General features: G+C 64.3%; 23 protein-coding genes, 1 tRNA gene and 1 pseudogene. 18 read left to right on the forward strand and 7 right to left on the reverse strand.

Annotation, left to right across the window (positions count from 1 at the left end; genetic code table 11):
- Positions 1–64: 64 nt before the first annotated feature.
- The 3 genes from ACHMXA_RS16405 to ACHMXA_RS16415 all read left to right on the forward strand — a co-directional run bounded on the left by ACHMXA_RS16405 (position 65) and on the right by ACHMXA_RS16415 (position 3,779).
- The gene (locus ACHMXA_RS16405) at positions 65–1,843 is read left to right on the forward strand and encodes a terminase ATPase subunit family protein (protein WP_395315823.1); all 1,779 of its coding nucleotides are present in this window, start codon (positions 65–67) and stop codon (positions 1,841–1,843) included.
- Positions 1,843–2,859 (forward strand): phage portal protein, encoded by a 1,017-nt coding sequence (locus ACHMXA_RS16410; RefSeq protein ID WP_395315824.1) that lies wholly within the window; start codon positions 1,843–1,845, stop codon positions 2,857–2,859. Before ACHMXA_RS16405 ends, ACHMXA_RS16410 begins: the two co-directional genes overlap by 1 nt.
- A gap of 149 nt (positions 2,860–3,008) precedes the next feature.
- A complete protein-coding gene (locus tag ACHMXA_RS16415; RefSeq protein WP_395315825.1) occupies positions 3,009–3,779 on the forward strand; it encodes a DNA adenine methylase in 771 nt (256 codons plus the stop codon).
- Between the two features lie 81 nt (positions 3,780–3,860).
- Here the strand turns inward: ACHMXA_RS16415 and ACHMXA_RS16420 are convergent, their stop codons facing one another.
- Complete coding sequence (locus ACHMXA_RS16420) at positions 3,861–4,769, reverse strand: hypothetical protein (RefSeq protein WP_395315826.1); 909 nt, start codon at positions 4,767–4,769, stop codon at positions 3,861–3,863.
- A gap of 957 nt (positions 4,770–5,726) precedes the next feature.
- Between ACHMXA_RS16420 and chrA the strand changes: the two genes are divergently transcribed.
- From chrA to ACHMXA_RS16435, 3 genes are read left to right on the forward strand one after another with little or no spacing between them, the layout of a single operon-like run.
- Positions 5,727–7,097 (forward strand): chromate efflux transporter, encoded by a 1,371-nt coding sequence (gene chrA, locus ACHMXA_RS16425; RefSeq protein ID WP_395315827.1) that lies wholly within the window; start codon positions 5,727–5,729, stop codon positions 7,095–7,097.
- Positions 7,098–7,108: 11 nt separating this feature from the next.
- Positions 7,109–8,023, forward strand: a complete 915-nt coding sequence (locus tag ACHMXA_RS16430) for a Fe-Mn family superoxide dismutase (protein WP_395315828.1) — start codon at positions 7,109–7,111, stop codon at positions 8,021–8,023.
- Positions 8,020–8,475 carry a chromate resistance protein ChrB domain-containing protein gene (locus ACHMXA_RS16435; protein WP_395315829.1) on the forward strand — a complete coding sequence of 152 codons (456 nt, stop codon included), beginning with the start codon at positions 8,020–8,022 and terminating at the stop codon, positions 8,473–8,475. Before ACHMXA_RS16430 ends, ACHMXA_RS16435 begins: the two co-directional genes overlap by 4 nt.
- Positions 8,476–8,479: 4 nt before the next feature.
- On the opposite strand, the gene ACHMXA_RS16440 is transcribed toward ACHMXA_RS16435, so the two are convergent.
- Positions 8,480–9,481, reverse strand: coding sequence for a DMT family transporter (locus ACHMXA_RS16440; RefSeq protein ID WP_395321308.1), 1,002 nt, complete (start codon positions 9,479–9,481; stop codon positions 8,480–8,482).
- A gap of 551 nt (positions 9,482–10,032) precedes the next feature.
- Between ACHMXA_RS16440 and ACHMXA_RS16445 the strand changes: the two genes are divergently transcribed.
- From ACHMXA_RS16445 to ACHMXA_RS16455, 3 genes are all read left to right on the forward strand, one after another.
- Complete coding sequence (locus ACHMXA_RS16445; RefSeq protein WP_395315830.1) at positions 10,033–10,233, forward strand: hypothetical protein; 201 nt, start codon at positions 10,033–10,035, stop codon at positions 10,231–10,233.
- Positions 10,234–10,252: 19 nt separating this feature from the next.
- Positions 10,253–11,140: a DUF72 domain-containing protein gene (locus ACHMXA_RS16450; RefSeq protein WP_395315831.1), complete on the forward strand. Its 888-nt coding sequence runs from the start codon at positions 10,253–10,255 to the stop codon at positions 11,138–11,140.
- Positions 11,141–11,296: 156 nt separating this feature from the next.
- Positions 11,297–11,803, forward strand: coding sequence for a hypothetical protein (locus ACHMXA_RS16455; protein ID WP_395315832.1), 507 nt, complete (start codon positions 11,297–11,299; stop codon positions 11,801–11,803).
- Positions 11,804–12,023: 220 nt separating this feature from the next.
- Here ACHMXA_RS16455 and ACHMXA_RS16460 read toward each other — a convergent pair.
- The 4 genes from ACHMXA_RS16460 to ACHMXA_RS16475 form a co-directional block, all read right to left on the reverse strand.
- Positions 12,024–12,099 (reverse strand) — tRNA-Pro (locus tag ACHMXA_RS16460).
- Between the two features lie 35 nt (positions 12,100–12,134).
- Positions 12,135–12,839: a glutathione binding-like protein gene (locus ACHMXA_RS16465; protein ID WP_395315833.1), complete on the reverse strand. Its 705-nt coding sequence runs from the start codon at positions 12,837–12,839 to the stop codon at positions 12,135–12,137.
- A gap of 123 nt (positions 12,840–12,962) precedes the next feature.
- Positions 12,963–13,232 (reverse strand): UBP-type zinc finger domain-containing protein, encoded by a 270-nt coding sequence (locus ACHMXA_RS16470; protein ID WP_395315834.1) that lies wholly within the window; start codon positions 13,230–13,232, stop codon positions 12,963–12,965.
- A 38-nt stretch (positions 13,233–13,270) separates the two neighbouring features.
- The gene (locus tag ACHMXA_RS16475; RefSeq protein WP_395315835.1) at positions 13,271–14,953 is read right to left on the reverse strand and encodes an FAD-dependent oxidoreductase; all 1,683 of its coding nucleotides are present in this window, start codon (positions 14,951–14,953) and stop codon (positions 13,271–13,273) included.
- A 171-nt stretch (positions 14,954–15,124) separates the two neighbouring features.
- Between ACHMXA_RS16475 and ACHMXA_RS16480 the strand changes: the two genes are divergently transcribed.
- The 3 genes and pseudogenes from ACHMXA_RS16480 (at position 15,125) to ACHMXA_RS16490 (ending at position 18,804) form a co-directional block, all read left to right on the forward strand.
- Positions 15,125–16,006, forward strand: a complete 882-nt coding sequence (locus tag ACHMXA_RS16480) for a GNAT family N-acetyltransferase (protein WP_395315836.1) — start codon at positions 15,125–15,127, stop codon at positions 16,004–16,006.
- Positions 16,003–18,323: pseudogene (ppk1, locus tag ACHMXA_RS16485) on the forward strand (polyphosphate kinase 1). Before ACHMXA_RS16480 ends, ppk1 begins: the two are co-directional and overlap by 4 nt.
- A gap of 19 nt (positions 18,324–18,342) precedes the next feature.
- Positions 18,343–18,804, forward strand: coding sequence for a histidine phosphatase family protein (locus tag ACHMXA_RS16490; RefSeq protein WP_176664348.1), 462 nt, complete (start codon positions 18,343–18,345; stop codon positions 18,802–18,804).
- Between the two features lie 27 nt (positions 18,805–18,831).
- Here ACHMXA_RS16490 and ACHMXA_RS16495 read toward each other — a convergent pair whose 3' ends face one another.
- On the reverse strand, positions 18,832–20,352 hold the full coding sequence (locus ACHMXA_RS16495; protein WP_395315837.1) for an exopolyphosphatase: 1,521 nt from the start codon (positions 20,350–20,352) through the stop codon (positions 18,832–18,834).
- Between the two features lie 264 nt (positions 20,353–20,616).
- Between ACHMXA_RS16495 and pstS the strand changes: the two genes are divergently transcribed.
- Genes pstS through phoB form a run of 6 tightly spaced genes read left to right on the forward strand, consistent with a single transcriptional unit; the run spans position 20,617 to position 25,891 of the window.
- Positions 20,617–21,651, forward strand: coding sequence for a phosphate ABC transporter substrate-binding protein PstS (gene pstS / locus ACHMXA_RS16500; protein ID WP_176663667.1), 1,035 nt, complete (start codon positions 20,617–20,619; stop codon positions 21,649–21,651).
- Between the two features lie 37 nt (positions 21,652–21,688).
- On the forward strand, positions 21,689–22,771 hold the full coding sequence (gene pstC, locus ACHMXA_RS16505) for a phosphate ABC transporter permease subunit PstC (protein ID WP_395315838.1): 1,083 nt from the start codon (positions 21,689–21,691) through the stop codon (positions 22,769–22,771).
- Positions 22,768–23,652 carry a phosphate ABC transporter permease PstA gene (gene pstA, locus ACHMXA_RS16510; protein ID WP_176663669.1) on the forward strand — a complete coding sequence of 295 codons (885 nt, stop codon included), beginning with the start codon at positions 22,768–22,770 and terminating at the stop codon, positions 23,650–23,652. Before pstC ends, pstA begins: the two co-directional genes overlap by 4 nt.
- Before the next feature lie 20 nt (positions 23,653–23,672).
- Positions 23,673–24,452 (forward strand): phosphate ABC transporter ATP-binding protein PstB, encoded by a 780-nt coding sequence (gene pstB, locus ACHMXA_RS16515; protein ID WP_021007056.1) that lies wholly within the window; start codon positions 23,673–23,675, stop codon positions 24,450–24,452.
- A gap of 16 nt (positions 24,453–24,468) precedes the next feature.
- Entirely contained in the window at positions 24,469–25,170 is a 702-nt protein-coding gene (gene phoU / locus ACHMXA_RS16520; protein WP_125950607.1) for a phosphate signaling complex protein PhoU, read from the forward strand.
- 28 nt (positions 25,171–25,198) lie between these two features.
- Positions 25,199–25,891, forward strand: a complete 693-nt coding sequence (phoB, locus tag ACHMXA_RS16525) for a phosphate regulon transcriptional regulator PhoB (protein ID WP_007836652.1) — start codon at positions 25,199–25,201, stop codon at positions 25,889–25,891.
- The last annotated feature ends 29 nt before the right edge of the window (positions 25,892–25,920 follow it).

The raw sequence follows: 25,920 nt of genomic DNA on the forward strand, positions 1-25,920 counted from the left end.
TCTACAACCGAAACCCGACTCGGAGGCGTCGCGAAGAGGCGGGAGCGCCCATAGCCTCACCGCCATGGATTCATGCAGCGATGTCGTCGAAGCGCCTCAAACGCCCGTGGTGGAGCAGCGGCGCGCGGCCCGGCATCTCTACTGGCAGGGCTGGCGCATTTCTTCTATCGCGGAACACCTTGGAATTCCGCGCACGACAGTGCACGGGTGGAAGGATGCCGAGGAGTGGGACAAGGCGCAACCGATCCAGCGCGTGGAGGGCGCGCTCGAAGCCCGCATGGTGCAGCTGATCGGCAAGGAGTCGAAGACCGGCGGCGACTTCAAGGAGATCGACCTCCTCGGCCGGCAGCTCGAGCGCACCGCGCGCATCACCAAGTACGAGAAGACCGGCAAGGAAGCGGATCTCAACCCCGAGATCGAGAAGCGCAATGCCGGGCCGAAGAAGAAGCCGCAGCGCAACCACTTCACCGACGAGCAGGCAGATGAGCTGTACGAGGCGTTTCAGGACTCCCTCTTCGGCCATCAGAAGGTGTGGTTCCGCAACGGGCACGAGCGCACGCGCATGGTGCTCAAGAGCCGACAGATCGGCGCGACCTGGTACTTTGCGCGTGAAGCTCTCGTCGACGCGCTGAAGACCGGGCGCAACCAGATCTTCCTGTCGGCCAGCAAGGCGCAGGCGTACATCTTCCGCCAGTACATCGTGCAGTTCGCGCAGGAGGCTTGCGGCGTCACGCTGACCGGCGATCCGATGATCCTGCCGAACGGCGCGCACATCTACTTCCTCGGCACCAACGCGCGCACGGCCCAGGGCTACCACGGCAACTTCTATTTCGACGAGTTCTTCTGGACGCACCGGTTCGAAGAGCTCAACAAGGTCGCATCCGCCATGGCGATGCACAAGCGCTGGCGCAAGACCTACTTCAGCTCACCCAGCTCGATCCAGCACGAGGCCTACGCGCGCTGGAGCGGCGCGCACTTCAACAAGAACAGGCCGAAGGATCAGCGCGTTGCCATCGACCTCTCGCACGACCGCCTCGCTGGCGGATTCACGGGCGAGGACAAGGTGTGGCGCAACATCGTCAACATCATCGACGCCGAGGCGGCCGGCTGCGATCTCTTCGACATCGACGAGCTGCGCCTCGAGTACAACCCGCAGGAGTTCGCCAACCTGCTGATGTGCGAGTTCATCGACGACACGCAGTCGGTGTTCCCGATGTCGGAGCTGCAGGCCTGCATGGTCGACTCGTGGGTTGACTGGGCCGACGTCTACAAGCCGCTGGCGCCGAGGCCCTACGGCTACCGGCCGGTGTGGGTGGGCTACGACCCCTCGCATACGGGCGACACCGCCGGGTGTGTGGTGCTGGCGCCGCCGGACCGCCCCGGCGGAAAGTTCCGCGTGCTGGAGAAGCACCAGTTCCGGGGCCTGGACTTCGAGGCGCAGGCCGAGGCCATCCGCAAGATCACCGAGCGCTACAACGTGGCGTTCATCGGGATTGACACCACAGGCCTCGGCCAAGGCGTCTACCAGCTGGTGAGCAAGTTCTTCCCCGCTGCCAAGGCCATCAACTACTCGCTCGAGGTGAAGACGCGCCTCGTGCTGAAGGCGAAGAGCGTGATCAGCAAAGGCAGGCTCGAGTTCGATGCCGGCTGGGTCGATCTCGCGCACGCCTTCCTCGCCATCCGTAAGACGCTCACGGCCAGCGGCCGGAACGTCACCTTCGAGGCGGGGCGCACCGAAGACACCGGGCACGCCGACCTCGCGTGGGCCTGCATGCACGCCCTCGACAACGAGCCGCTCGAAGGCATCACCGCCGCGAACAGTGGCTTCATGGAGATTTCGTAATGGAACAGACAGCGCTTGCTGACAACCCTGCCCGCATGGAAGCGTTCACCTTCGGCGACCCGACGCCGGTGATGGACCGGCGCGAGATCCTCGACTACATCGAGTGCTGGATGAATGGGCGGTGGTACGAGCCGCCGGTGAGCTGGGAGGGCCTGGCCAGGTCGTTCCACGCGAGCACGCACCACAGCAGCTCCATCTTCTTCAAGCGCAACATCCTGCTGAGCACCTTCGTGCCGCACAAGCTGATGGACCGCACGACCTTCAGCGCCTATGCGCTGGACTACCTGACCTTCGGCAATGCTTATGTCGAGCGGCGCGATTCGCTCACGCGGCGGCCGGTGGGCCTGAAGCACGCGCTCGCGAAGTACGTGCGGCGCGGTGCGGATCTCGAAAGCTATTTCTTCGTGCGTGGCTGGAAGGAGGAGCACGAGTTCAAGGCGGGCAGCGTCTTCCACATGCGCGAGGCAGACATCAATCAGGAGGTGTATGGCCTGCCTGAGTACCTGAGCGCGCTGCAATCGGCCTGGCTCAACGAGAGCGCGACGCTGTTCCGCCGGCGGTACTACAACAACGGCAGCCACGCGGGCTTCATCCTCTACATCAGCGACGCGCAACAGCAGCAGGGCGACGTCGACGCAATCCGCGAGGCCCTGAAGAGCAGCAAGGGCCCGGGCAACTTCCGCAACCTGTTCCTCTACTCGCCCAACGGCAAGAAGGATGGCGTGCAGCTGATCCCGGTCAGCGAGGTGGCTGCGAAGGACGACTTCTTCAACATCAAGAACGTGAGCCGTGATGACGTGCTGGCCGCGCATCGCATCCCCCCGCAGCTGCTGGGCATCGTGCCCAGCAACACCGGCGGTTTCGGCGCCGTGGTGCCGGCCGCCCAGGTCTTCGCGCGCAACGAGATCAAGCCGCTGCAGGACCGGTTCAAGGAGATCAACGAGTGGATCGGCGACGAGATCGTGCGGTTCACCGACTACGAGGTGCCAACGGGCGAGGCGACGGCCGCGCCCTGAATCACAAAAAAGACGGGCGACCCCTTCAGGTGTTGGAGCACCTGAAGGGGCCCCAACATGCAGAACGAGCCTGCAAGCCGGCGAGGCCCGCCACCCTGTACAGAGTGGGCCAAGCCTATCAGCAATTTTTAGTGTCAAAGGCTTGCACAATGGAAATTTCAGCGAAACCTCTCGTGCCGTGGATCGGCGGCAAGCGCCGCCTCGCGAAGCACATCATTCCCCTGTTCCCCGAGCACACCTGCTACGTCGAGCCCTTCGCGGGTGCGGCGGCCCTGTTCTTCCTGAAGGAACCGGCGAAGGTCGAAGTGCTGAACGACGTCAACAGCGACCTCGTGAACCTCTACCGCGTGGTGCAGCATCACCTCGACGAGTTCGTGCGGCAGTTCCGGTGGGCGCTCACGAGCCGCGAGATCTTCGGCTGGCTCAACGAGACGCCGCCGGCCACGCTGACCGACATTCAGCGGGCGGCGCGGTTCTTCTACCTGCAGAAGCATTCGTTCGGCGGCAAGATCGAAGGCCGCACGTTCGGCACGGCGACCTCGTCGCCCGGCCGCATGAACCTGCTGCGCATGGAAGAGGATCTGAGCGCCGTGCACCTGCGGCTGCACCAGGTGACCATCGAACGGCTCGACTGGGCCGCGTGCGTGCAGCGCTACGACCGCAGCCACACCCTGTTTTATCTCGACCCGCCCTACTGGGGCACCGAAGGCTATGACGTGCCCTTCGCGCTGGAGCAGTACGGCCGCATGGCCGAGCTGCTGAAGGCGATGAAGGGGAAAGCCATCGCGAGCGTGAACGACATTCCAGAGATGCGGCGGGCCTTCGCCGGCCTGAAGCAGCGCCCGCTGTCTATCACCTACTCGGTCGGCGCGGCCGAGAACCGCTCGCCCTCGCGCGAATTGCTCATCAGCAATTTCTAACTGAATCGGCGGCCGCTCGTAAGAATCTCAAAATATGGGTAAGCCGCCTCTAAAAATAGTTTTGTGCAGGCTGGAAGGGAATTAGGAAGTGTACGTGTAATCACGAGTAAATACTGCGTCGCTGCTTGATGTTCTGTATCTGATTTTCGCCAATCGAATTTGGGCCTTTAGGTCGGTGATGTCTTTGTACATTTGAAAAATGATTTCATCGAGATACAGAGATTCCTTAGGCTTTAGTTTTTTGTATGTCGGGTATCCTTCGATATATCTAATTTTAATGGTCACGCATCGCAAGTGGGCCACTTTCTTGTGTTCGTCGACGATGAGCACTCTTGAGCTATTTGGATTCGATGTGCTGAATTGCTTGAGATCTTTGGCGAAATATATTTCCTTCCCGCCTTTGAGGAATTTTGGCTTATGGGTTTCTCCATTGAGCCAAGACATGAGTTCGCGCGCTCCGTCTGCTGGCGTGTCACCACCGGAAAATTTCCAAAGTTCTTCCTTGGCTAGCTTCTGAATGTCTTCCAGGCTGGTCTGGTCTCGCGCTTTGCCGTACGCCCCCCCTGGGAGTGGCCACGGGTTTGTGCCCTCGATTCTCAGGTCAATAATTCGGACATCATTAGCTCTAGGCATATATCCTGTTTCCCCGGCAATTTGTTTGATTGCTTTTTTATAAAGCAGATTGGCGTCTCCCTTTGTTGGAGCAGTCAAACTTTTTGCTTCGATTGATTTGGCAAAAAAATCATCTGCTGCGCCTATCGTGACGTCTGCGAATTTTTGGGTAATGACAGGTCGGTGTTTATCTTTGCCCGCCATGGCGGTTTGATATTCGTGCTGAAAGCTTGCCGCTTGGCCATATGCCTTGTTTATGCCCGTCGTCAATTGCTCCTGACTAGCTTCCGCAAGAGTATTCCAATCGCTAAGTAGTTGGGAAAAGACTACGTTTATCGTTTTCACTCGTTCCCTAAGATCATCCAAAGATTGGGGCATCCGACACCTCCGTACCCGTTCTCCGCCGACATTGGCAACTGAACGTTACGAATCGTGCGAGGCAACGGCAATCACATATTCGGCTGATGTCGACGCAGATTGCGAGTAGTTAAGGGTTAATTTCCCTTGTCCACCTAGGCCGTTGGAGCCCCCACAGCACCTCGCGCGCGCGGGGCAGCCCGAGCCCTTCCTTTCACCGTTTGACACAGCCTGTGGCGCTGTGCTGCCTCGGCATGGCCCATCTTCAAGCGTCCAGTCGCCTGGCCGGGGCTGGGGGCGACTCTGCGCCTTGGCGCGCGGTCTTGACCCCGCCACGCCTGCTCGCTAAATGGGGCTGTTTCGTCGGGGGAGTCGAACCGGCGCGCGGCCAAGCGGCATGCCGCGCGGGCGTCCGTCGAGCACCCTGCGACAGCGGCGAGTTTTGACGGACTTTGAGGCCGGCGGACGGCTTGAGGAGGAGGAGGCCTCGATGCCTCCGCAGGGGACCAAATCCGGTTTGGGTTCGGGGAAAACCTGATTTCCTAATCGAGAGCGCCGAATCGGCTGGAAACCCGCATGGCGCCTAGCGATGCACAGATTAGGCCCCGCCCTAATCTGACCTAACCTGAAACCTAATTTTTTCGTAAGTTATTGATTTATATGAGATTTCTTTTTTCCGGGAATCAGCAGTCGAGACCCTAATTTGGTTAGGTTCAGGTTAGGAAAAAGTTAGGTTTGGTCAAATCGCCGAAACCCGCATGGATAAAGGCTTTGCGGCTGGTTCGAAATGGTTGATTAGGGATGTTAGGTTTCTCCCGAACCCTCCCCGGAATTTTGGCGAGCACGCCTCGACGGCGCGAACGGCGCCCACTCTTGTGAAGGTCTGCTACGATCTGGGCTCCCGGGAAAACAGCCTCCCGGCCTGCAAAGGTAGACGGTGTCCCGTCCAAGCGCTGGTGACTCATAACGGAGTTATCCGTGGACACCGCTCTGCCTGACGCACCTCATGCGCTTTCTGCGCCAATCCAATCCATCTCGTTCGCCGAGGCTTTCCGTTTCTGGCTCAAGCTCGGCTTCATTAGCTTCGGTGGCCCTGCCGGGCAGATCGCGATCATGCATACCGAGCTGGTCGAGCGGCGGCGCTGGATCTCGGAGAAGCGCTTCCTGCACGCGCTCAACTACTGCATGCTGCTGCCTGGCCCCGAAGCCCAGCAGCTCGCCACCTACATCGGCTGGCTCATGCACCGTACGTGGGGCGGGATCGTTGCCGGCGCATTGTTCGTGCTGCCGTCGCTCTTCATCCTGATCGCGCTGTCATGGATCTACATGGCCTACGGCAATGTGCCGGTGGTGGCCGGCATCTTCTATGGCATCAAGCCGGCCGTCACGGCGCTGGTGCTGCACGCGGCGCATCGCATTGGCACGCGAGCGTTGAAGAACCGCTGGATGTGGGCCATCGCCGGTGCAGCCTTCGTGGCCATCTTCGCCTTCGACACGCCGTTTCCGGCCATCGTGATCGGGGCTGCGCTTATCGGCCATTTCGGCGCGCGTCGGGCGCCTGGCGTGTTCATGCTCGGCGGCGGTCATGGTGGCGCCGCGCAGGGCTACGGGCCGGCGCTGATCGACGACGACACGCCAACCCCGGCTCACGCCCGTTTTACAAGGGGCCGGCTCGCCTGGGTACTGCTTGTAGGGCTCGGCCTTTGGGCCGCAGTGATGAGCGTGCTGGTGCTTGCTCAAGGCTGGCACAGCGCGCTGGCGCAGATGGGCTGGTTCTTCACCAAGGCCGCACTCCTGACTTTCGGTGGCGCTTATGCCGTGTTGCCCTACGTCTACCAGGGCGCGGTCGAGCATTACCACTGGCTCAACGGCACTCAGATGATCGACGGCCTGGCACTTGGAGAAACAACGCCCGGGCCACTGATCATGGTGGTGGCCTTCGTTGGCTTCGTCGGCGGTTGGCTGCAGCAGGTAGCTGGGCTGGGGGCTCCGTTGGTGGGGGGCGTGCTCGCAGCCACAGTGGTGACCTTCTTCACTTTTCTACCGTCGTTTGTTTTTATTCTCGCTGGCGGGCCACTGATCGAAGCTACCCACGGCAAGCTCGGATTCACGGCGCCGTTGTCGGCCGTCACAGCGGCAGTGGTCGGCGTGATCCTGAATCTGGCGCTGTTCTTCGCGTATCACGTGTTGTGGCCGCAGGGGCTCGGCGGGCGTTTCGATGTACTGTCCGCGATCATTGCGGTGGCTGCAGCCATAGCGCTCTTCCGCTTCAAAGTCGGCGTGATGCCGCTGCTCGGCGCGTGCGCGGTCGTCGGGTTGCTCGTGACTCTGGTTCCCGGACTGCGCTGAGGAGAGACGCCATGGACGCAATTGCGCAACCTCTGCCTTTCGACCCCGCGACGATTCGCGGACTGTCCGAAAAACTACTGAGCAGCCATCACCAGAACAACTACGGCGGGGCTGTGAAGCGGCTCAATGCCATTCGTGCGCAGCTTGCGAAGCAACCGGCCGCGGGCTTGGCCGGCTTCGAACTCAATGGCCTCAAGCGCGAAGAGCTGCTAGCGACCAACTCGATGCTGCTGCACGAGCTGTACTTCGGGAGCCTCGGCGGCGACGGTCAGATCATGGAGCCGGCCATGGCGCTTGCGCTGAGCGCCAATTTCGGCAGCGTAGATCAATGGCGGCAGGAATTCGTCGCGATGGGCAAGGCGCTGAGCGGCGGCTCTGGCTGGGTGCTGCTGGTGTTCCAGCCGCGCGAAGGCACGTTAGTCAACCAGTGGGCTGCCGATCACACGAACGGAATCGCCGGTGGCGTGCCAATCCTTGCGCTGGACATGTACGAGCACGCTTATCACATGGACTTCGGTGCGGCGGCGGGGGCATACGTCGATGCCTGTGTGGCTTGCATCGACTGGGCTCGTGTCTACAAGCGCTATCAGCTCGCGGTGCACGGCGCGAGCGAGCCCTTTGAGGCCGAGCACCGCGAGTTGACAGGGGCGCTCGTGCTCGATGTGCGGCGCGCGGGTGTCTTCGAGCGCGCTCAGTCGCTGATTCCTGGCGCGTACTGGCGCGACCCGGCCGCCGTTGCCGACTGGGCGCGCGAGCTCCCGCCAGATCGGGAGGTCATCGTCTACTGCGTCTACGGCCACGAGGTCGGCCGGTCGACGGCCATGCGGTTGCGCGCGGCCGGCGTGAAAGCCCGCTACCTGCGCGGCGGCATCGATGGCTGGCAAGCAGCCGGCCTCCCGCTTGCCGCAAAAGGAGATACACCATGAAATGGATCACTCGCGAGCGCCCGAAGATCGACCGCATCGCCTGCCCCTGGCTGGTCCTGCGCTTCGTCGACAGGGACGCGGAGTTCCTTTACGTTCCGAAGACCGACGTGCTGCGCATCGCCGCTGAGGTGGGGGCCGTGCCGTACGACATCCCGGACGTCGAGTTCGGCCACGTCGGGGAGCAGTGCAGCTTCGATGCCTTCCTCGCGAAGTACCAGCTTGACGATCCGGCGCTCCAGACGCTGGCGACGATCGTGCGGGGTGCCGACACCTCGCGCCTCGACCTGGCATCGCAATCGGCGGGTCTGTACGCCATTTCACTCGGCCTTTCTCGCATCTTTGCTGACGATCACGAGATGCTGCGTCACGGCCTGGTGATGTACGACGCGCTCTATGCCTGGTGCCGCGACGGCCAGGGAGAGACGCACAACTGGCCGCCGGCACTGGCCTGAAGCTTTAGTGCGGATGCGCGTGATGCGCGTCCGGCACGTGCGCATGCGTGTGGCGCAGCGGTGCGTGGTGATGCGGATGGCTGTGCTCGCCGGTCGGCATTGGATCATGCACATGGTCGTGATGGCCGTCGTCGTGCCGATGCGCGTGCTCATGGTCGAGCGCTTCATGGTCGTGCGCATGAGCATGCGATTCCGCCAGATGCAGAGTCACGCCCGCAAGCATCAGGAGGCCTCCGGTCGCCATGCCCCAACTCAAGGCTCTGTCCCCGAGAGCGATGGCTACCAGCGCGCCGATGAAGGGCGCGAAGGCAAACACCGAGCCGGTGCGAGCCGCACCGAAGGCCCGCTGCGCCAGCAGGTAGAGCCGCAGGCTGAGCCCGTAGCCGCTCGCGCCGATGGCGAGCAGTGCAAGGGCAGTGGTCCAGTCAGGCAAGGGCTCGCGCGCGGCGACGGCGAGCAGGGCCGTGGCACCTGCCCCGAGGAGTGACTTGTAGAGCACCACTTGGCCGGGGTCACGCTCGGCCAGCGCGCGCGATAGGGTGTTATCGATACCCCATGCTGCGGTGGCTGCCAGCACTGCGAGCAGACCCAGCAACTGCACGCCGCCGCTGAGGCCTCGGTCGATCACAAGCACCATGCCTCCGGCGAGCAGCAACAGCATCGCGCTCCAGACGCGGCGATCCATCACCTCGCGGTAGAGCGTACGCGCCAGCACTGCGGTGAACAGCGCCTCGATTGCGAGCATTAGCGAGGCGCTGGTGCCGCTGGTGTGCTGCAGGCCCCAAGCCAGCGCCACAGGGCCGATCACGGCGCCGAACACGGCCATCCACGATAGCCGTTTCAGATCGGCGCGCCGCAGTGCCGCTTCGCGCTCCACCGGCTGGCGAAGCCAGGCGCCCATGAGGGCGGCACCGGCGTAGAGCAGGGCTGCGGTGGTGAAGGCGCCGAGTCCAGCGCCCATGTGCTGGACCAATGGGGTGCTGATGCCGAACAGCGCCGCCGCCATCAAGGCCAGCAAGCCGCCGCGCAATGCAGGGAGATGAACGGGAGTCACGTCTTCAGTCCTCGAATGGCCGATGCGCCGATTCTGCCGACAACGGGCGCCAGACATCAGCGTGAAGAACGTCGGGTGGGAGCGTCGAGAGCACAGGCTGGCCCGGTCGCGTCAACCTGTGTGACGACTTCCCGAACGGCCTTGCAGAACTGGTCTGGGGGACCGGTAGGCGTGTCGACCTGAGCGTCTGCCAGGGGCAAGCACCACCAGACTTGCTTCCAGTACTCACGGTAGCCATGTTCCTGCTGGCCCTCGATGCGTAGCCCGCCGCGTTTGATCTTCTTCACGCGAGCGTAGTCAACAAAGGGGGCCACCTCGGCTGCGTCGCTCCGGCTGCGATACAGATGTGCCTCATCGTGCGGGTAGCTTCGGCCAGCGTCTCCATAGCAAAGCCAGCCGCGCACCCGTCGCGCGCGCACGACTTCCTCGGGCAATGGCTGGTTTGACTCGTAGAGGATGTAAACGTCGCACAACACTGTTTAAATATACAGTACTATTGAGCCATGGACGACGAGATCCCGACTGATATTTGGATCTACTACTGCGCGCAGCAGCTGAAGCGGCACTGGCGCACGGTCGACCCTGACCAGCTCGAGGAGCTGGCCGCCGACCTGGCTCGCGAGCCGCATCTGAGGGCTCTGTCGCCGCAGGCGGCCGCAGCGGTCTATCTTGAGCCGGTAATGCCGCCAAGTAGGACCGCATGAGCGGCGGAAAGGGCAATCCATGGCAACCTTGGTCGGAACAGCCTCGTGGGCCGAGAAGACCCTCATCGATTGCAAGCGCTTCTATCCACCTGGGGTGAGCAGCGCAGAAGGGCGGCTGCGCTACTACGCGTCGATTTTTCCGGTGGTGGAGGTGGACAGCAGCTACTACGCGATCCCCTCACAGACCATGGTTCAGAACTGGGCGGCGCGTACCCCCGAGCACTTCGTCTTCAACGTGAAGGCCTTTCGATTCTTCACGGGACACCAGACGGACGTGCAGGCGCTGCCGCGAGCGGTGAAGGAGCTGCTGCCTGGCCGGAAGCGCCTGCTGTATCGCGATTCGGCAGAGGAGGTGAAAGAGGCGTTGTGGGGAGCGTTCGTTCTGGCGCTCGAGCCGCTGCGCGCCGCCGGCAAACTGGGGATGATCCACTTCCAGTTCCCGCCAACGGTGACGCCGTCGCCCCGAGTCACAGCGCACATCGAGCAATGCGCCGAGAGGCTGGGGCGCGACACCCTGAGCATCGAGTTTCGGCACAAGAGCTGGTGGGATGGGGCAGAGCGAACAGCCAGTACGCTCGCCTGGCTGCGCGACATCGGCGCGGTACACACCATCGTTGACGGGCCCCAGGGGGCAGACAACAGCGTGCCGGCGGTTTGGGAGGCGACGCATCCCGACTACGTGCTGCTGCGGCTGAGCGGGCGGAATGCAGAGACCTACAACGCCGACGTGCCTACGGCCGCTGATCGATTCAACTACGAGTACCCCGACGATGAACTGAGCAGCCTTGCTGCAGAGATGGTGCGCCTCGCCTTCAAGGTCAAGAATGCGCACGCGATCTTCAACAACTGCGACGAGGACAAGGGCGTTCGCAACGCTCAGACCTTTATGCAGATCCTTTCCGGCTGAGAGGTGCCATGCGACTGGTCGCCCCACCTTGGTGACCTGGAGGCTCTCGAAGCCGCAAGTAGACTTTGACCATTGGTCAAAACCCAGTGTTCAAGAGGTCTGCTCGGATTCGCCCCCGCAGTGGACATACAACGAAGAAACTCTTAGGAGGTGAGGATGAGCGATACGGAAATGCTGTCGTACTTGGGCGCCGTAGCCGGCGTTGTCGGCGCTGTCGCCGGCATTGCTGGTTCGATCATGGGGTACTTCAGTATCAGGCGAACTGGTGAGATCAAGTCACTTGAGCTTCGCCTGGAACTTGTAAAGGCCGCAGCAGATGTCTTCCAGAAGATCGACAGTGTTGGCGACCTCCTCATTCAGGCCAAGAAATCCAGAGATGCCGTGGCTGCCGCTACAGGCATGTATCACTCCGGCGCGAGGGAGGCTTGGCAGCGCCAGCACGAAGCAGACCATGGATCGCTGGAATCCATTAACGAGTCTTTCGACGAGCTGAACGTCGATTTTTCAGAATTCAGCATGCGCGAACTTGAGAAGGCAATCAGTGAGATGTATGCACTTCGCACTTTCCTCGACCGCATCGCCCAAAGAAATGCCCAATCGATCGCTGAAGATGATCTCAAGCGCGAATCAATCCGAAATCAGATAGCCGGGCGTTCCGCTTGACGGCCCTGCCGCCCTCGACTTGGATCTTCGGTGCGATGAGCCAAACTTCGTGATTCAGCGGTATCGACCGTCATTTTGATCAGGTGCCGGACACCCGGGTCCATGACTGGTGAGAAGGCGATCTGGGTCGTGCCGTTAGACAAAATCACCTGCGTTAGACACGGGCCGCGCAATGCAAAACGGTGACAGTGTCCTAAGTCACTGTCACCGTTCACATTTTTGGTCGGGCGAAAGGATTCGAACCTTCGACCCTCTGGTCCCAAACCAGATGCGCTACCAGGCTGCGCTACACCCCGACAAGCCTTCTATTCTAGCCCGGATAAAGGGGCTCTCAGCGTTTCTCGTACTGAGTCTTGCCGAAAAGAATCTCGCGCTCCTTGTCGCCGGTGATCGGCTGGCGCAGGTCAGCCAGCACTTTCACGCCGCGCTGCACGGCGGGACGGGCGGCGATGCCGTCGAACCAGTCTTTCAGATAAGGGAAGTCGGTGAGGGTGATGCCCTGGTTTTCCCAGCTGCGCAGCCACGGGAAGATGGCGATGTCGGCAATCGAATAGCTCTTGCCGGCGATGAACCTGTTCTTCGACAGCTGCTTGTCGATCACGCCGTACAGGCGCTTGGCTTCGTTGCTGTAGCGGTCGATGGCGTAGGCGATCTTCTCGGGGGCGTAGAGGCGGAAGTGATGCGCCTGTCCGAGCATGGGGCCGACGCCGCCCATCTGGAACATCAGCCACTGCAGCACGTCGTAGCGCTCGCGGTCGCCGGTGGGCAGGAACTTGCCGGTCTTGCCCGCCAGGTAGACGAGGATGGCGCCCGATTCGAAGAGCGAGATCGGCTTGCCGTCCGGACCGTGGGGGTCGGTGATGGCGGGGATCTTGTTGTTGGGGCTGATCTGCAGGAAGTCGGGCGCGAACTGGTCGCCCTTGCCGATGTTCACGGGGTGCGCGCGATAGGGCAGTTCGCACTCCTCCAGCATGATGTGAATCTTGTGTCCGTTGGGCGTTGGCCAGGAATAGACCTCGATGGGCGATGCGGGCATGTTGTCTGACACTCCGGTGATGGGCAGGGCGGGCGGTGTTTGATGCGAGCCGGCAGCATATACGCGCGATCTCAAACGCGTGCCGGCGCGGGAATTCACCGCGTGCCCGCGGCCGGAATGAACTCAGCCGACCTGTCTTTCGTGCGCGTTGCACCACATCCAGCTCTCGCCGGGCTCCAGCGAGCGGATGACGGGGTGGCCTTCGGCGTGCGAGTGCCTCGTGGCATGACGGTTCTTCGACGAATCGCAGCAGCCGATGTGGCCGCAATGCACGCACAGGCGAAGGTGCACCCAGGTGTCGCCGGTCTTCAGGCAGTCTTCGCAGCCGCGCCGATGCTGTGCATGGGGCTGCGCGATTTCGGTGGGCAGGTGGTCGCAGGGCTCGATGGGCAAATCTCTACTCCTTGTCGTTCGAAATGGCTGGTCGCGCCTCAGGCCACAGCCGAGGCTTGGGACAGATGCTGGTGAATCAGCGCGACCGCCGCGGCGCCTTCGCCGATGGCGCCACCCACGCGCTTGACCGAGCCCGAGCGCACGTCGCCGACGGCGAACACGCCCGGCACGCTCGATTCGAGCGGCGCGGCGGGCCGCGCCGGAAAGCCGAGGCTGGCGGCGGTGCCGGTCAGCACGAATCCGTGCTTGTCGACCGCCACGGCGCAGCCTTCGAGCCATGAGGTCTCGGGCTCGGCGCCGACGAACAGGAAGATGTTGCGCGCCGGGCAGTCGTGTTCGTTGCCGGAGGTGTGACAGCGCCATGTCGCGCCGGTGAGCCCTTCGTCGGAGCCGCCGTGCAGGCGAACGAGCTCGGTGTGGGGCTGCAGCGAGATGTTGGGCGTGGCTTCGATGCGGTCGATCAGGTAGCGCGACATGCTGGCCGCGAGCGACGGTCCGCGCACCAGCACGTTGACCTTGGCCGCGTGCCGCGACAGGAACACCGCCGCCTGGCCGGCAGAGTTGCCGCCGCCGACCAGCGCCACCTCCTGCCGGGCGCAGATCTTCGCTTCGATCGCCGAGGCCCAGTACCAGATGCCGCGGCCTTCGAATTCGGCAAGGCGCGGAACGTCGGGGCGGCGGTAGCGCGCGCCGCTGGCGATGACCACCGTGCGGGCGTGGATCGTGCGCCCATCGGCCAGGGCGATGGCCAGGCTCTCCGCCGGATTGTTGCGGGAGCAGTCGAGCGAGACGACCTTGGCCGGGATCAGCATCTCGACGCCGAATTTCTGGGCCTGCACGAATGCGCGGCCCGCCAGCGCCTGCCCGGAGATGCCGGTGGGAAAGCCCAGGTAGTTCTCGATGCGCGCGCTGGCGCCGGCCTGGCCGCCGAATGCTCGGCAGTCGAGCACGATCACGCGCAGGCCTTCGGACGCCGCGTACACCGCGGTTGCCAGCCCGGCTGGGCCGGCGCCGACGACGGCCACGTCGAAGAGCTCGTTGCGCTCGGCGGTATCGACCATGCCCAGGCAGCGGGCCAGCGCCTCGTCGCTCGGGTTGACCAGCACGGAGCCGTCGGGGCACACGGCCAGCAGCTTGCAGGCGCCGTATTGCGTGAGCAACGCCGCGGCATCGGGGTCTTCGGCGGCGTCGACCAGGTGATAGGGATAGCCGTTGCGGCGCAGGAAGTTCTCCAGCCGCGCCATGTCGGGCGACTGCGGCTGGCCGATCAGCACCGGCCCGCTGGCGCCGGACTCGATCAGCGCCACGCGCCGCAATATGAGTGCGCGGGTGATCCGCTCGCCCAGGTCGGCCTCGGCGACGAGCAGCGCCCGCAGTTGCGCCGGGGACACGAGCAGCGCCTCGACGTCTTCGTCGGCGTGGCCGTCGACCAGGGCAGGGCGGCCGCTCAGCTGGCCGACTTCGGCCAGGAACTCGCCCGGCCCCTGACGGACGATGGGAACCACGTGACCGAGGCCGTCGCGTTGCGTCACGGCCACGACGCCCTTGAGCAGCACGAACATGCCGGGGCCTGTTTCTCCCGCGGTGAACAGCCGCGAGCCGCGCGCGAACTGCTGCACCGTGCCGAAACGTGCAATGCGCGCAATCTCCGTGTCACTGAGGACGGGGAAGGTCTGGTGCAGGCGGCTGTTGTCGGTGCCGTTGGAGTTGGTCGTGGCCATCGGAAAGCTCCGTTTTGAAAATCCACCGCATTAGACGACGAAGCCAGCCTGAACGGTTGCAGGCGTTTGCGTGGCGGCTGCGGGCTGTAACAACGTCACGTGCCTGCAATGTTCCTGACATGCCCGCTTCATCGCAGGTGCGGAGACTCCCTCGGCAGAAAGGGTTTCCCCATGAAAGAACTGCCCAACCCGACGTTTCCGCTTTCGCAGATCGGGCTGCGCGCGGCCTTGTGGCCCGCTCCCGCAGCCGGCGCCTCCGCCGCTGCAGCCCGGACGTCGGTGCCCCAGGCCCCCGCAGTCATCCTGCCGCAGGCCATCGAATCGAAGCAAGGCATCACCGTCGGCTGGGCACGCCATGTCGACGACGTGCGCGCCGCCCAGCGCCTTCGCTACGACGTGTTCGTCGGCGAAATGGGCGCCCGGGTTTCTTCGCCGCTGGCCGGCCACGACATCGACCTGTTCGACGACTTCTGCGAGCACCTCCTGGTGCGCGACGAGCTGACCCAGCAGGTCATCGGCACCTACCGCGTGCTCACGCCGGCGCAGGCCCGGCGGGTCGGCAGCACCTACAGCGATACTGAATTCGACCTCACCCGCCTGCGCGACCTGCGCGAGCGCATGGTGGAACTCGGCCGCAGCTGCGTGCACCCCGACCACCGCCAGGGCGGCGTGATCCTCGCGCTCTGGGGCGCGCTGGCCGGCTTCATGCACCGCAACAAGCTGGACACGATGATCGGTTGCGCGAGCATTCCGATGTCACACAACGGTGTCACGAACGGCGATGCGGCAGCCAGCATCTGGCGCCAGGTTTCGGCCAAGCACATGGCGCCCATCCAGTACCAGGTGCAGCCCCGCCTGCCGCTGCCGGTGGAGCGGCTCGACAGCACGCTCGACGTGGAGCCCCCGGCGCTCATCAAGGGCTACCTGCGCCTGGGCGCGAAGGTGCTCGGCGCCCCGGCCTGGGATCCGGATTTCAACGCAGCCGACCTGCCGATGCTGATGCGCATCGACGACCTGCCGGCGCGTTACCGCAAGCACTTCCTGGGCGCATGAAGCCGGCGGCCGACCGGCCCGAAACCGGGCCGCTCGCTTCTTCGCCGGGCGGGAGCCGCCAGCAGACTGCCGGCGCAACTGCGTCACAAGGCAGTCACGGAACTGTCACAGGAGGGGCTGACACTGTCATATTTCAGCCTACGTTTCCTCCTGTGTCGCCTGCTGCAGAATCAGTGCCCATGCCATCCGCCCCCGCAGAATCGTCCCTCGACGTTGCGGCTCCCGCGTTCACCTTGCTGGATCGCGACCACAGCATTCTTTCGTTCAACGAGCGCGTGCTCGACTGGGCGCATCGCAAGGAGGTGCCGCTGATCGAGCGCCTTCGCTACCTGTGCATCGTCTCGTCGAACCTCGACGAATTCTTCGAGGTTCGCGCCGCGCCGCACCTGATCGCAGGCAGCGCCGGCGACCACAAGGGCACCTACACGGTCGAGTCCTTCGAGCGGCTGGCCGAGGCGGCCCACAAGCTGGTGGCGCGCCAGTACGCGCTGTACAACGACGAGCTGATGCCGACGTTCGCGACGCACGGCATCCGCATCATTTCGCACGGCGAGCGCAATCCGGCCCAGCGCAAGTGGGTCAGCGAGTATTTCGAGCGCGAAGTGCGCCCGCTGCTGATTCCGGTCGGCCTCGATCCTGCGCACCCGTTCCCGCAAGTGGCGAACAAGTCGCTCAACTTCATCGTGCGGCTGGGCGGCAAGGACGCCTTCGGGCGCGAGAACCCGATCCAGATCGTCAAGCTGCCGCGCGTGCTGCCGCGGCTGATCAAGATGCCGGCCAAGGTGTCGGAGGGCAAGACGCTCTTCGTGGCGCTTTCGAGCGTGGTGCGCGCGCACCTGAGCAGCATGTTCCCGGGGCGCGAGGTGGGCGACTTCTCGCAGTTCCGTGTCACGCGGCATTCCGACCTGGCGGTCGACGAGGAAGACGTCAAGAACCTTCGCACCGCGCTGCGCCAGGGCCTGCAGCACCGCCACTACGGGCAGGCCGTGCGACTCGAAGTCTCGGCGAGCTGTGCCGAATCGCTCGCGAGCTTCCTTCTGGCGCAGTTCAATCTGCCGCCCCAGGCGCTGTACCGGGTGCATGGCCCCGTGAACCTGGCGCGGCTCACGCAGCTGGCGGACCTGCTCGACGAGCCGCAGCTGCGCTTTCCGCCGTACCGCGCGTCGTACCCCGTCACCTTGTCGCCCGCGCAGTCGTTCTTCGAGCAACTGCAGCGCGGCGACGTGCTGATCCACCAGCCCTTCGAGAGCTTCGAGGGCGTGCTGGCCTTCCTGCGCGAGGCGGTGCAAGACCCGCAGGTCCTGGCGATCAAGCAGACCATCTACCGCACGGGCGCCGACTCGGAAATGATGGACCTGCTGCGCGAGGCCGTTCGCCGCGGCAAGGAAGTCACGGTGGTGGTGGAACTGAAGGCCCGCTTCGACGAAGAAGCGAACATCAACTGGGCCGAGATGCTCGAGTCGATCGGCGCGCAGGTGGTGTACGGCGTGGTCGGCCTGAAGACCCACGCCAAGATGCTGCTGGTGACGCGGCGCGAGGGCAAGCAGATGCGCCGCTACGGCCATCTTTCCACGGGCAACTACAACCCGCGCACCGCAAGGCTCTACACCGACATCAGCCACCTCACGGCCGATCCGCTGCTGACGGCCGACATGGAGGCAGTGTTCGTGCATCTGGCGAGCCAGAGCCGGCTGCCGAAGCTCAACCGCATGTGGCTGGCGCCTTTCGACCTGCACAAGAACGTCATTGCGCGGATCGATGCCCTGGGCGCGGCCGCCGCGGCTGGCCAGCCGACGCGAATCGTCGCCAAGATGAATGCGCTGACCGACGACGAGATCATCGCCTCGCTGGTCCGCGCCGGCCAGAAGGGCGTGAAGATCGACCTCATCGTGCGCGGCGCCTGCACGCTGCCGGCACAGGTACCGGGCGTCACAGACAACATCCGCGTGCGCTCGGTCATCGGCCGCTTCCTCGAGCATTCACGGGTCTTCTATTTCCGTGTTGGCGAGGACGAATCGCTTTACCTGTCGAGCGCCGACTGGATGAACCGCAACATGATGCGTCGCGTCGAACTCGCGTGGCCCGTGACGGACCCGGGCTGCGCCAGCGGCTGATCGACGAATGCCTGGTGGCCTATCTGCACGATGGCCGCGACGCCTGGGACCTGGGCCCGGACGGCACCTACACGCGCGTCGACCACGACACGCACTCGGGCGAGGCGGGCGCGTCGCCCGTGGTCGAAGCCCATGGCGCGCAGGCGGCGCTCATGAACCGCTACGCATCGCGAGGGCATCTCAGAGATGCATCCAGCAACTGAAGATCGAAAGACGATGACCATGGACTTGATCTTCTGGCGCCACGCCGAAGCCGAGGACTGGACCGAGGGGTGCGACGACATGCAGCGCTCGCTCACCCCGCGCGGCGAGAAGCAGGCCAAGCGGATGGCGGTCTGGTTGGACCGCCAGCTGCCGGATGGCACGCGCATCATCTGCAGCCCCGCGCGGCGCTGCGAGCAGACCGCGCTGGCGCTGGGCCGCAAATACAAGCTGCGTTCGGAGCTCGCTCCGGACACCACCCCCGAGGCGCTGCTCGGCGCGGCCGGCTGGCCCAATGGCAAGTCGGTGGTGCTGATGATCGGCCACCAGCCTTCGGTGGGGCAGGCGATTTCGCTTCTGCTGGGCCTGAAGCAGGACAGCTGCCCGGTGCGCAAGGGCGCGCTGTGGTGGATCCGCACGCGCGAGCGCGACGGCGACGTGCAGACCGTCGTGGTGACGGTGCAGTCGCCGGAATTGCTTTAACTGATTAGTTGGATAGCGGGCAGGGGCTCAGCAGCCGCTGAGTTCCACCCGCCAGTTGCTGGTCTTCTGCCAGGCCAGCACTTCCTCGCGCAGCAGGTGTGCCGACTGCGGGTACGCATCCGCCCAGTCCGGCGCGCAGGCGATGGCGAAGGCCCGGGCGCCCAGTGCCGCGAGATGCAACGCCTGCGGATCGGGATCGCGCCGCGCATGGCACAGGATCACCGCAAGCCGCAGGGACAGCAGCTGCATCACGAAGGTTTCGTCGTCCAGCGAGGCCTCGAGCTTGCGCAGCTTGCCGCGCTGGCCGAGCACCAGCTGGCCGAGCGCGTGCAGCTCGTTGACGGCAAAGCCCGGTGCGTCGGCGTTGTCGAGGATGTAGGCACCGTGCTTGTGATAGTCGCTGTGCGACACCAGCGTGCCGATCTCGTGCAGCTGCGCCGCCCATCCGAGCTTGCGCAGTGCGCGGCCTGCGCGGTTGGTGGTGCTGCCGCCGCGCGCGGCCGGTGCCAGCTGCACGAAAAGGGCTGCGGCCGTTTCGCCAACGCGCCGGGCCTGCTCCAGATCCACCGCGAACCGGGTGGCCAGCCGCGCCACGGTGGTGGTGCGCATGTCGGCAACGCTTTCGTCGCGCTCCAGCAGCTCGTAGAGCACGCCATGGCGCAGCGCACCCTGCGCGACTTTCATCTCCTCGATGCCGAGCAGGTCGAACACCGCGCGCAGCACGCTGAGCCCGCCGCCGATCACGGCCTTGCGGTCTTCGCGCATGCCGTCGATGCGCAGTTTTTCGGCGCTGCCGGCCTTGAGCAGCCGGTCGAGCAGCCAATCCAGGCCCTCTCGCGTGACCAGGCCGGGCTCACCGCCCGCCGCGGCGAGCACGTCGCCGACCGCGCCGATGGTGCCCGAAGCGCCATAGGCCACGTCCCACTGGTCGCGCGCGTAGCTGCCGAGCGCGTCGTCCAGCACGGCCTTGGCGGCGACCTCGGCGGCCCGGAAGGCCGACTGGGTGAAGTGCCCCTCTCCGAAGTGCTTCATCGACCACGCGACACTGCCCACGCGGTACGACTCCATTCGGTCGGCAACCAGGGCACGGCCGATGATCATTTCAGTGGAACGCCCCCCGATGTCGATCACCAGCCGGCGTTCGCGGTCGGAGGCATCGTCGTGCGGCAGCATGTGCGCCACGCCCTGATAGATAAGGCGGGCTTCCTCCCGCCCCGGGATCACGTCGATGCCGAAACCCAGGATGGTGCGTGCGCGCAACAGGAATTCTTCCCGGTTGCGGGCTTCGCGCAGGGTCTGCGTGGCCACGGCCCGGACCTGCGAGCGCTTGAAGCCCGCCAGCCGCTCGCCGAAGCGGGCGAGGGCGTCCCAGCCGCGCTGCATGGCCTCGGTCGTGAGATTGCGCGCGCTGTCCAGGCCGTTTCCCTGGCGCACCGTCTCCTTGAGGTATTCGGTGCGGTGGATCTGGCCGTGGTCGACCTGTCCGATTTCGAGCCGGAAGCTGTTGGAGCCCAGGTCGACTGCTGCGAGGCGGGTGCCGTTTTGCATGTGGTTCTGAAGGGGGAAGCCGGGGAGTCTTTGTGTTTGATCGTAGCGCCGTGACAGGGCGCCCCGCCTTCTGGATCGCCCGATGGCGAGTCCCGGGAGGCTAGGCGCATCGCATGACGGTTATGTGACAGCGTCACACGATGCACCTGCGGGAAAAAGGCATTTTCCCTCGACAGAGGGGTGTCACACCGATGTCACACAAGCTTTCTAGAGTCCGTCCCAAGCCCGGAAAGGGACTACTTCTTACTTCTAAAAGGAAGCTTCATGAAAACGACGTTCAAATTTGCAACAGCCGGCCTCGTGGCCGCGGTGTTCTCCATTCCCGCCTTCGCTCAAGACGTGACCGGCGCCGGCGCCAGCTTCCCGGCACCGCTGTATGCCAAGTGGGCTTCCGACTTCAACAAGGCCACTGGCGTCAAGATCAACTATCAGTCCGTCGGCTCGGGCGCCGGCATCAAGCAGATCGAAGCCAAGACCGTCGACTTCGGCGCTTCCGACGCTCCCCTGAAGGACGACGAGCTCCAGGCCAAGGGCCTGCTGCAGTTCCCCACCGTCATCGGCGGCGTGATCCCCGTGGTCAACATCCAGGGCGTGAAGCCCGGCGAGCTGAAGCTCAACGGCCAGGTCCTGGGCGACATCTACCTGGGCAAGATCACCAAGTGGAACGACCCCGCCATCAAGGCCCTGAACGGTTCGCTGAACCTGCCCGACGCTGCCATCGCACCGGTTCGCCGCGCCGACGGTTCGGGCACCAGCTTCCTGTTCACCAACTACCTGAGCAAGGTCAATGCCGAGTGGAAGACCAAGGTCGGCGAAGGCACGGCCGTGAACTGGCCCACCGGCGCGGGCGGCAAGGGCAATGAAGGCGTTGCGGCCTTCGTGAACCGCCTGCCCAACTCGATCGGCTACGTCGAATACGCCTACGTCAAGCAGAACAAGATGACGTACGCCCAGCTGCAGAACGCCGCCGGCACCTTCGTGTCGCCCGACGACTCGGCATTCAAGGCCGCCGCCGCCGGCGCCGACTGGAGCAAGAGCTTCTACCAGGTGCTGACCAACCAGGCCGGCAAGGACGCATGGCCCATCACCGGCGCCACCTTCATCCTGATGCACAAGGTGCAGGACAAGCCCGCCAACGCGACCACCGTGCTCAAGTTCTTCGACTGGGCCTACAAGAGCGGCGACAAGACTGCGGACGATCTCGACTATGTGCCGATGCCCGACGCCGTGAAGGCCACCATCGCCAAGGCATGGGGCGAGGTGAAGGACTCGTCGGGCAAGGCCGTCGCGTTCAAGTAAACCTACCCACCAGTCCAGAACGCAGAACGGCGCGCCCATGAGCAACTCTTCGCTCCAGGACGCGCCGCTTTCGTCTTTGCCGGAGCGACCCGTGTCATCCACCTTTCCCGCCGCCACCACCTCTCTCGACCTCGCGGCCGAGCGCGGTCGTGCCACCGCACCTCCGCCGCCCGTGAAGGCGCCGCGCTCCGGCCCGATGGCCGACCGGCTGTTCGGCTGGGCCGCCAAGGGCGCCGCCTTGCTGACGCTGGCGATGCTCATCGGCATCCTGCTGTCGCTGGTTGCCGGCGCCTGGCCCGCCATTTCGAAGTACGGCCTCGGCTTCCTCACGAGCAGCGTGTGGGATCCGGTCAAGGACGAGTACGGCGGCCTGGTCATGATCTACGGCACGCTGGCCACCTCGTTCATCGCGCTGGTGATCGCGGTGCCGGTGAGCTTCGGCATCGCGCTCTTTCTCACGGAACTCTCGCCCAGCTGGCTCAAGCGTCCGCTGGGCACGGCCATCGAGCTGCTGGCCGCGGTGCCCTCCATCGTCTACGGCATGTGGGGCCTGCTGGTGTTCGGGCCGATCCTGTCGACCTGGGTGCAGCAGCCGCTGCAAAAGCTGCTTTCCGACGTGCCTTACCTCGGCGCGCTGGTGTCCGGCCCGCCGGTGGGCATCGGCATTCTCTCGGCCGGCATCATCCTCGCGATCATGATCATCCCGTTCATCGCCTCGGTGATGCGCGACGTGTTCGAGGTGACGCCGCCGCTGCTGAAGGAGTCGGCCTACGGCCTCGGCTCCACCACCTGGGAAGTGGTTTCCAAGGTGGTGCTGCCCTACACCAAGGCCGGCGTGATCGGCGGCATCATGCTCGGCCTCGGCCGGGCGCTGGGTGAAACGATGGCGGTCACGTTCGTGATCGGCAACATGAACCAGCTCAACTCTCTTTCCGTGTTCGAGGCTGCGAACAGCATCACCTCGGCACTCGCCAACGAATTCGCCGAAGCCGGCGCCGGCCTGCACCAGGCCGCGCTGATGTACCTCGGCCTCGTGCTGTTCTTCATCACCTTCGTCGTGCTGTCGCTCTCCAAGATGCTGCTGGCCCGTATGAAGAAGAGCGAAGGAACCAAGTCGTGAGCACCGCCCAGAACCTTCTCGTGGCCAAGGCACTGGCCGAAACGCGCCAGGCCAAGTTCGCCGCGCGCAACCGCGTCAACAAGATCGCGCTCACGCTGTCGCTCGCCGCGATGGCCTTCGGCGTGTTCTGGCTGATCTGGATCCTCTGGGAAACGCTGCGCCAGGGCGTGGGCGGCCTGGCCATCGCGACGTTCACGCAGATGACGCCGCCGCCGAACGAGGTGGGCGGCATCGCGAACGCGATCTTCGGCTCGTTCGTGATGGTGATGCTGGCCACCTTCGTTGGCACGCCCATCGGCATCATGGCCGGCATCTACCTGGCCGAGTACAACCCCAAGGGCTGGCTCTCTTCCGTCACGCGCTTCGTCAACGACATCCTGCTGTCGGCGCCGTCGATCGTGATCGGCCTGTTCGTGTATGCCGTGGTGGTGGCCTACTTCAAGACCTTCTCGGGTCTGGCCGGTGCCATCGCACTCGCGCTGATCGTGATTCCCGTGGTGATCCGCACCACCGAGAACATGCTGCAGCTGGTGCCGCCGGGCCTGCGCGAAGCCGCCTATGCGCTCGGCACGCCGAAGTGGAAGGTCATCACCAGCATCACGCTGCGCGCTGCCCGAGCCGGTGTGGTCACCGGTGTGCTGCTGGCCGTGGCTCGCATCGCCGGCGAAACCGCGCCGCTGCTCTTCACCGCGCTGAACAACCAGTTCTGGACCGCCGACGTGAGCCAGCCGATGGCCAGCCTGCCGGTCACGATCTTCAAGTTCGCGATGAGCCCGTACGAGAACTGGCAGCAGCTGGCATGGGCCGGCGTGTTCCTGATCACGATCGCCGTGCTCGCCCTCAACATCCTGGCGCGGGTACTGACGCGCAACAAACATTGAATCCGGAAGAAGACAACAACATGCCAAATACTGTTGCACAACCGTCGCGCTCGAAGATCTCGGTCAAGGACCTGAACTTCTACTACGGCAAGTTCCACGCCCTCAAGGGCATCAACCTCGAGATTCCCGAAAACAAGGTCACGGCCTTCATCGGCCCCTCGGGCTGCGGCAAGTCGACCCTGCTGCGCACCTTCAACCGCATGTTCGAGCTCTATCCGGAGCAGCGTGCCGAGGGCACCATCGCGCTGGACGGCGAGAACCTGCTCACCTCCAAGCAGGACGTGGCGCTGATCCGTGCCAAGGTCGGCATGGTGTTCCAGAAGCCCACGCCCTTCCCGATGTCGATCTACGACAACATCGCCTTCGGCGTGAAGCTGTTCGAGAACCTCTCGGCCAGCGAGATGGACGACCGCGTCGAGTGGGCGCTCAAGAAGGCCGCCCTGTGGACCGAAGTGCGCGACAAGCTGCAGCAAAGCGGCTCGGGCCTTTCCGGCGGCCAGCAGCAGCGCCTGTGCATCGCGCGCGGCATCGCGATCAAGCCTGAAGTCCTGCTGCTCGACGAGCCCTGCTCGGCGCTCGACCCGATCTCGACCGCGAAGATCGAGGAGCTGATCGCCGAGCTCAAGAACGAATACACGGTGGTCATCGTCACGCATAACATGCAGCAGGCCGCCCGCTGCAGCGACTACACCGCATACATGTACCTCGGCGACCTGATCGAGTTCGGCGCAACCGAACAGATGTTCTTCAAGCCGCAGCGCAAGGAGACCGAGGACTACATCACCGGCCGTTTCGGTTGAAGTCAAAGGAGACAACATGACCGAGAAACATCTCTCCAGCCAGTTCGACAGCGAGCTCAACGGCGTTTCGTCGCGCGTGATGGAGCTCGGCGGCATGGTCGAGTCGCAGATCAACCAGGCCGTCTACGCGCTGCTGCAGTTCGACCCCGAAGCGGCCAACCGCGTGATGGAAACCGAGCACCGCGTCAATGCGATGGAAATCGACATCGACCGCGAACTGTCGTCCATCATCGCGCGCCGCCAGCCGACCGCGCGCGACCTGCGCCTGCTGATCGCCATCAGCAAGACCACCGCCAACCTCGAGCGCGTGGGCGACGAGGCCAACAAGATCGCGCGCATGGTCAAGTCGATCATCGAGAGCGGCGCCTCGCGGCAGCTGCCCACCACCGAACTGCGCATTGCCGCCGACCTGGCCGCTGGCCTGCTGCGCAAGGCGCTCGATGCCTTCGCACGGCTCGACACCGCCGCGGCGCTGTCGATCCTGAAGGACGACGACCTGATCGACAAGGAGTTCGACGGGTTCGTGCGCAAGCTGGTCACCTACATGATGGAAGACCCGCGCACCATCTCGGCCAGCCTGGACCTGCTGTTCCTGGCCAAGGCCATCGAACGCATCGGCGACCATGCCAAGAACATCGCCGAATTCATCATCTACATCGTCAAGGGTGCCGATGTGCGGCACACTTCGATGCAGGAAATCGAGTCCGCGCTGCAGTAACGGCTGCGGCAAGACTCCCTATAAAAGCATGAAGAAACCCCGAGTCCTCATCGTCGAAGACGAGTCCTCGATCGCCGAGCTGATCGCCGTCAACCTGCGCCACAACGGCTTCGAGCCGATCTGGTCGGAAGATGGCGCAGCGGCCCAGCGCGAGATCGACGCCTTCCTGCCGGACCTGATCCTGCTCGACTGGATGCTGCCCGGCCAGAGCGGCCTGCAGCTCGCGCGCCAGTGGCGCAAGGACCCGCGCACCAAGGCCATCCCGATCCTGATGCTGACCGCGCGCGGCGACGAGCCCGACAAGGTCGCCGGCCTCGATGCCGGTGCCGACGACTACATCACCAAGCCGTTCTCAACCCAGGAAATGCTGGCCCGCATCCGTGCCGTGCTGCGTCGCCGGGCGCCGGAAGTGGTCACGGAGCGGGTCGAGATCGGTGAACTGGCGCTCGATACCTCCACCCACCGCGTGACCTGGCAGGGTGGCGCGCTGAAGGTCGGGCCGACTGAATTCAAGCTGCTGGCCTACCTGATGCAGCATGCCGAGCGCGTGCACAGCCGGGCGCAGTTGCTCGACAAGGTGTGGGGCGACCATGTCTACATCGAGGAGCGCACGGTCGACGTGCACGTCAAGCGTCTGCGCGAATCGCTGGGCGCTGCGGCGCCCATGGTCGAGACCGTCCGCGGAGCGGGCTATCGGCTGACCGCCCAAGTCACGGTTTGAGCGCCGTGGCTTCCATTGGCCGCGGGCGC

This window comes from Variovorax sp. UC74_104 (assembly GCF_044055375.1).
Classification (GTDB): domain Bacteria; phylum Pseudomonadota; class Gammaproteobacteria; order Burkholderiales; family Burkholderiaceae_C; genus Variovorax.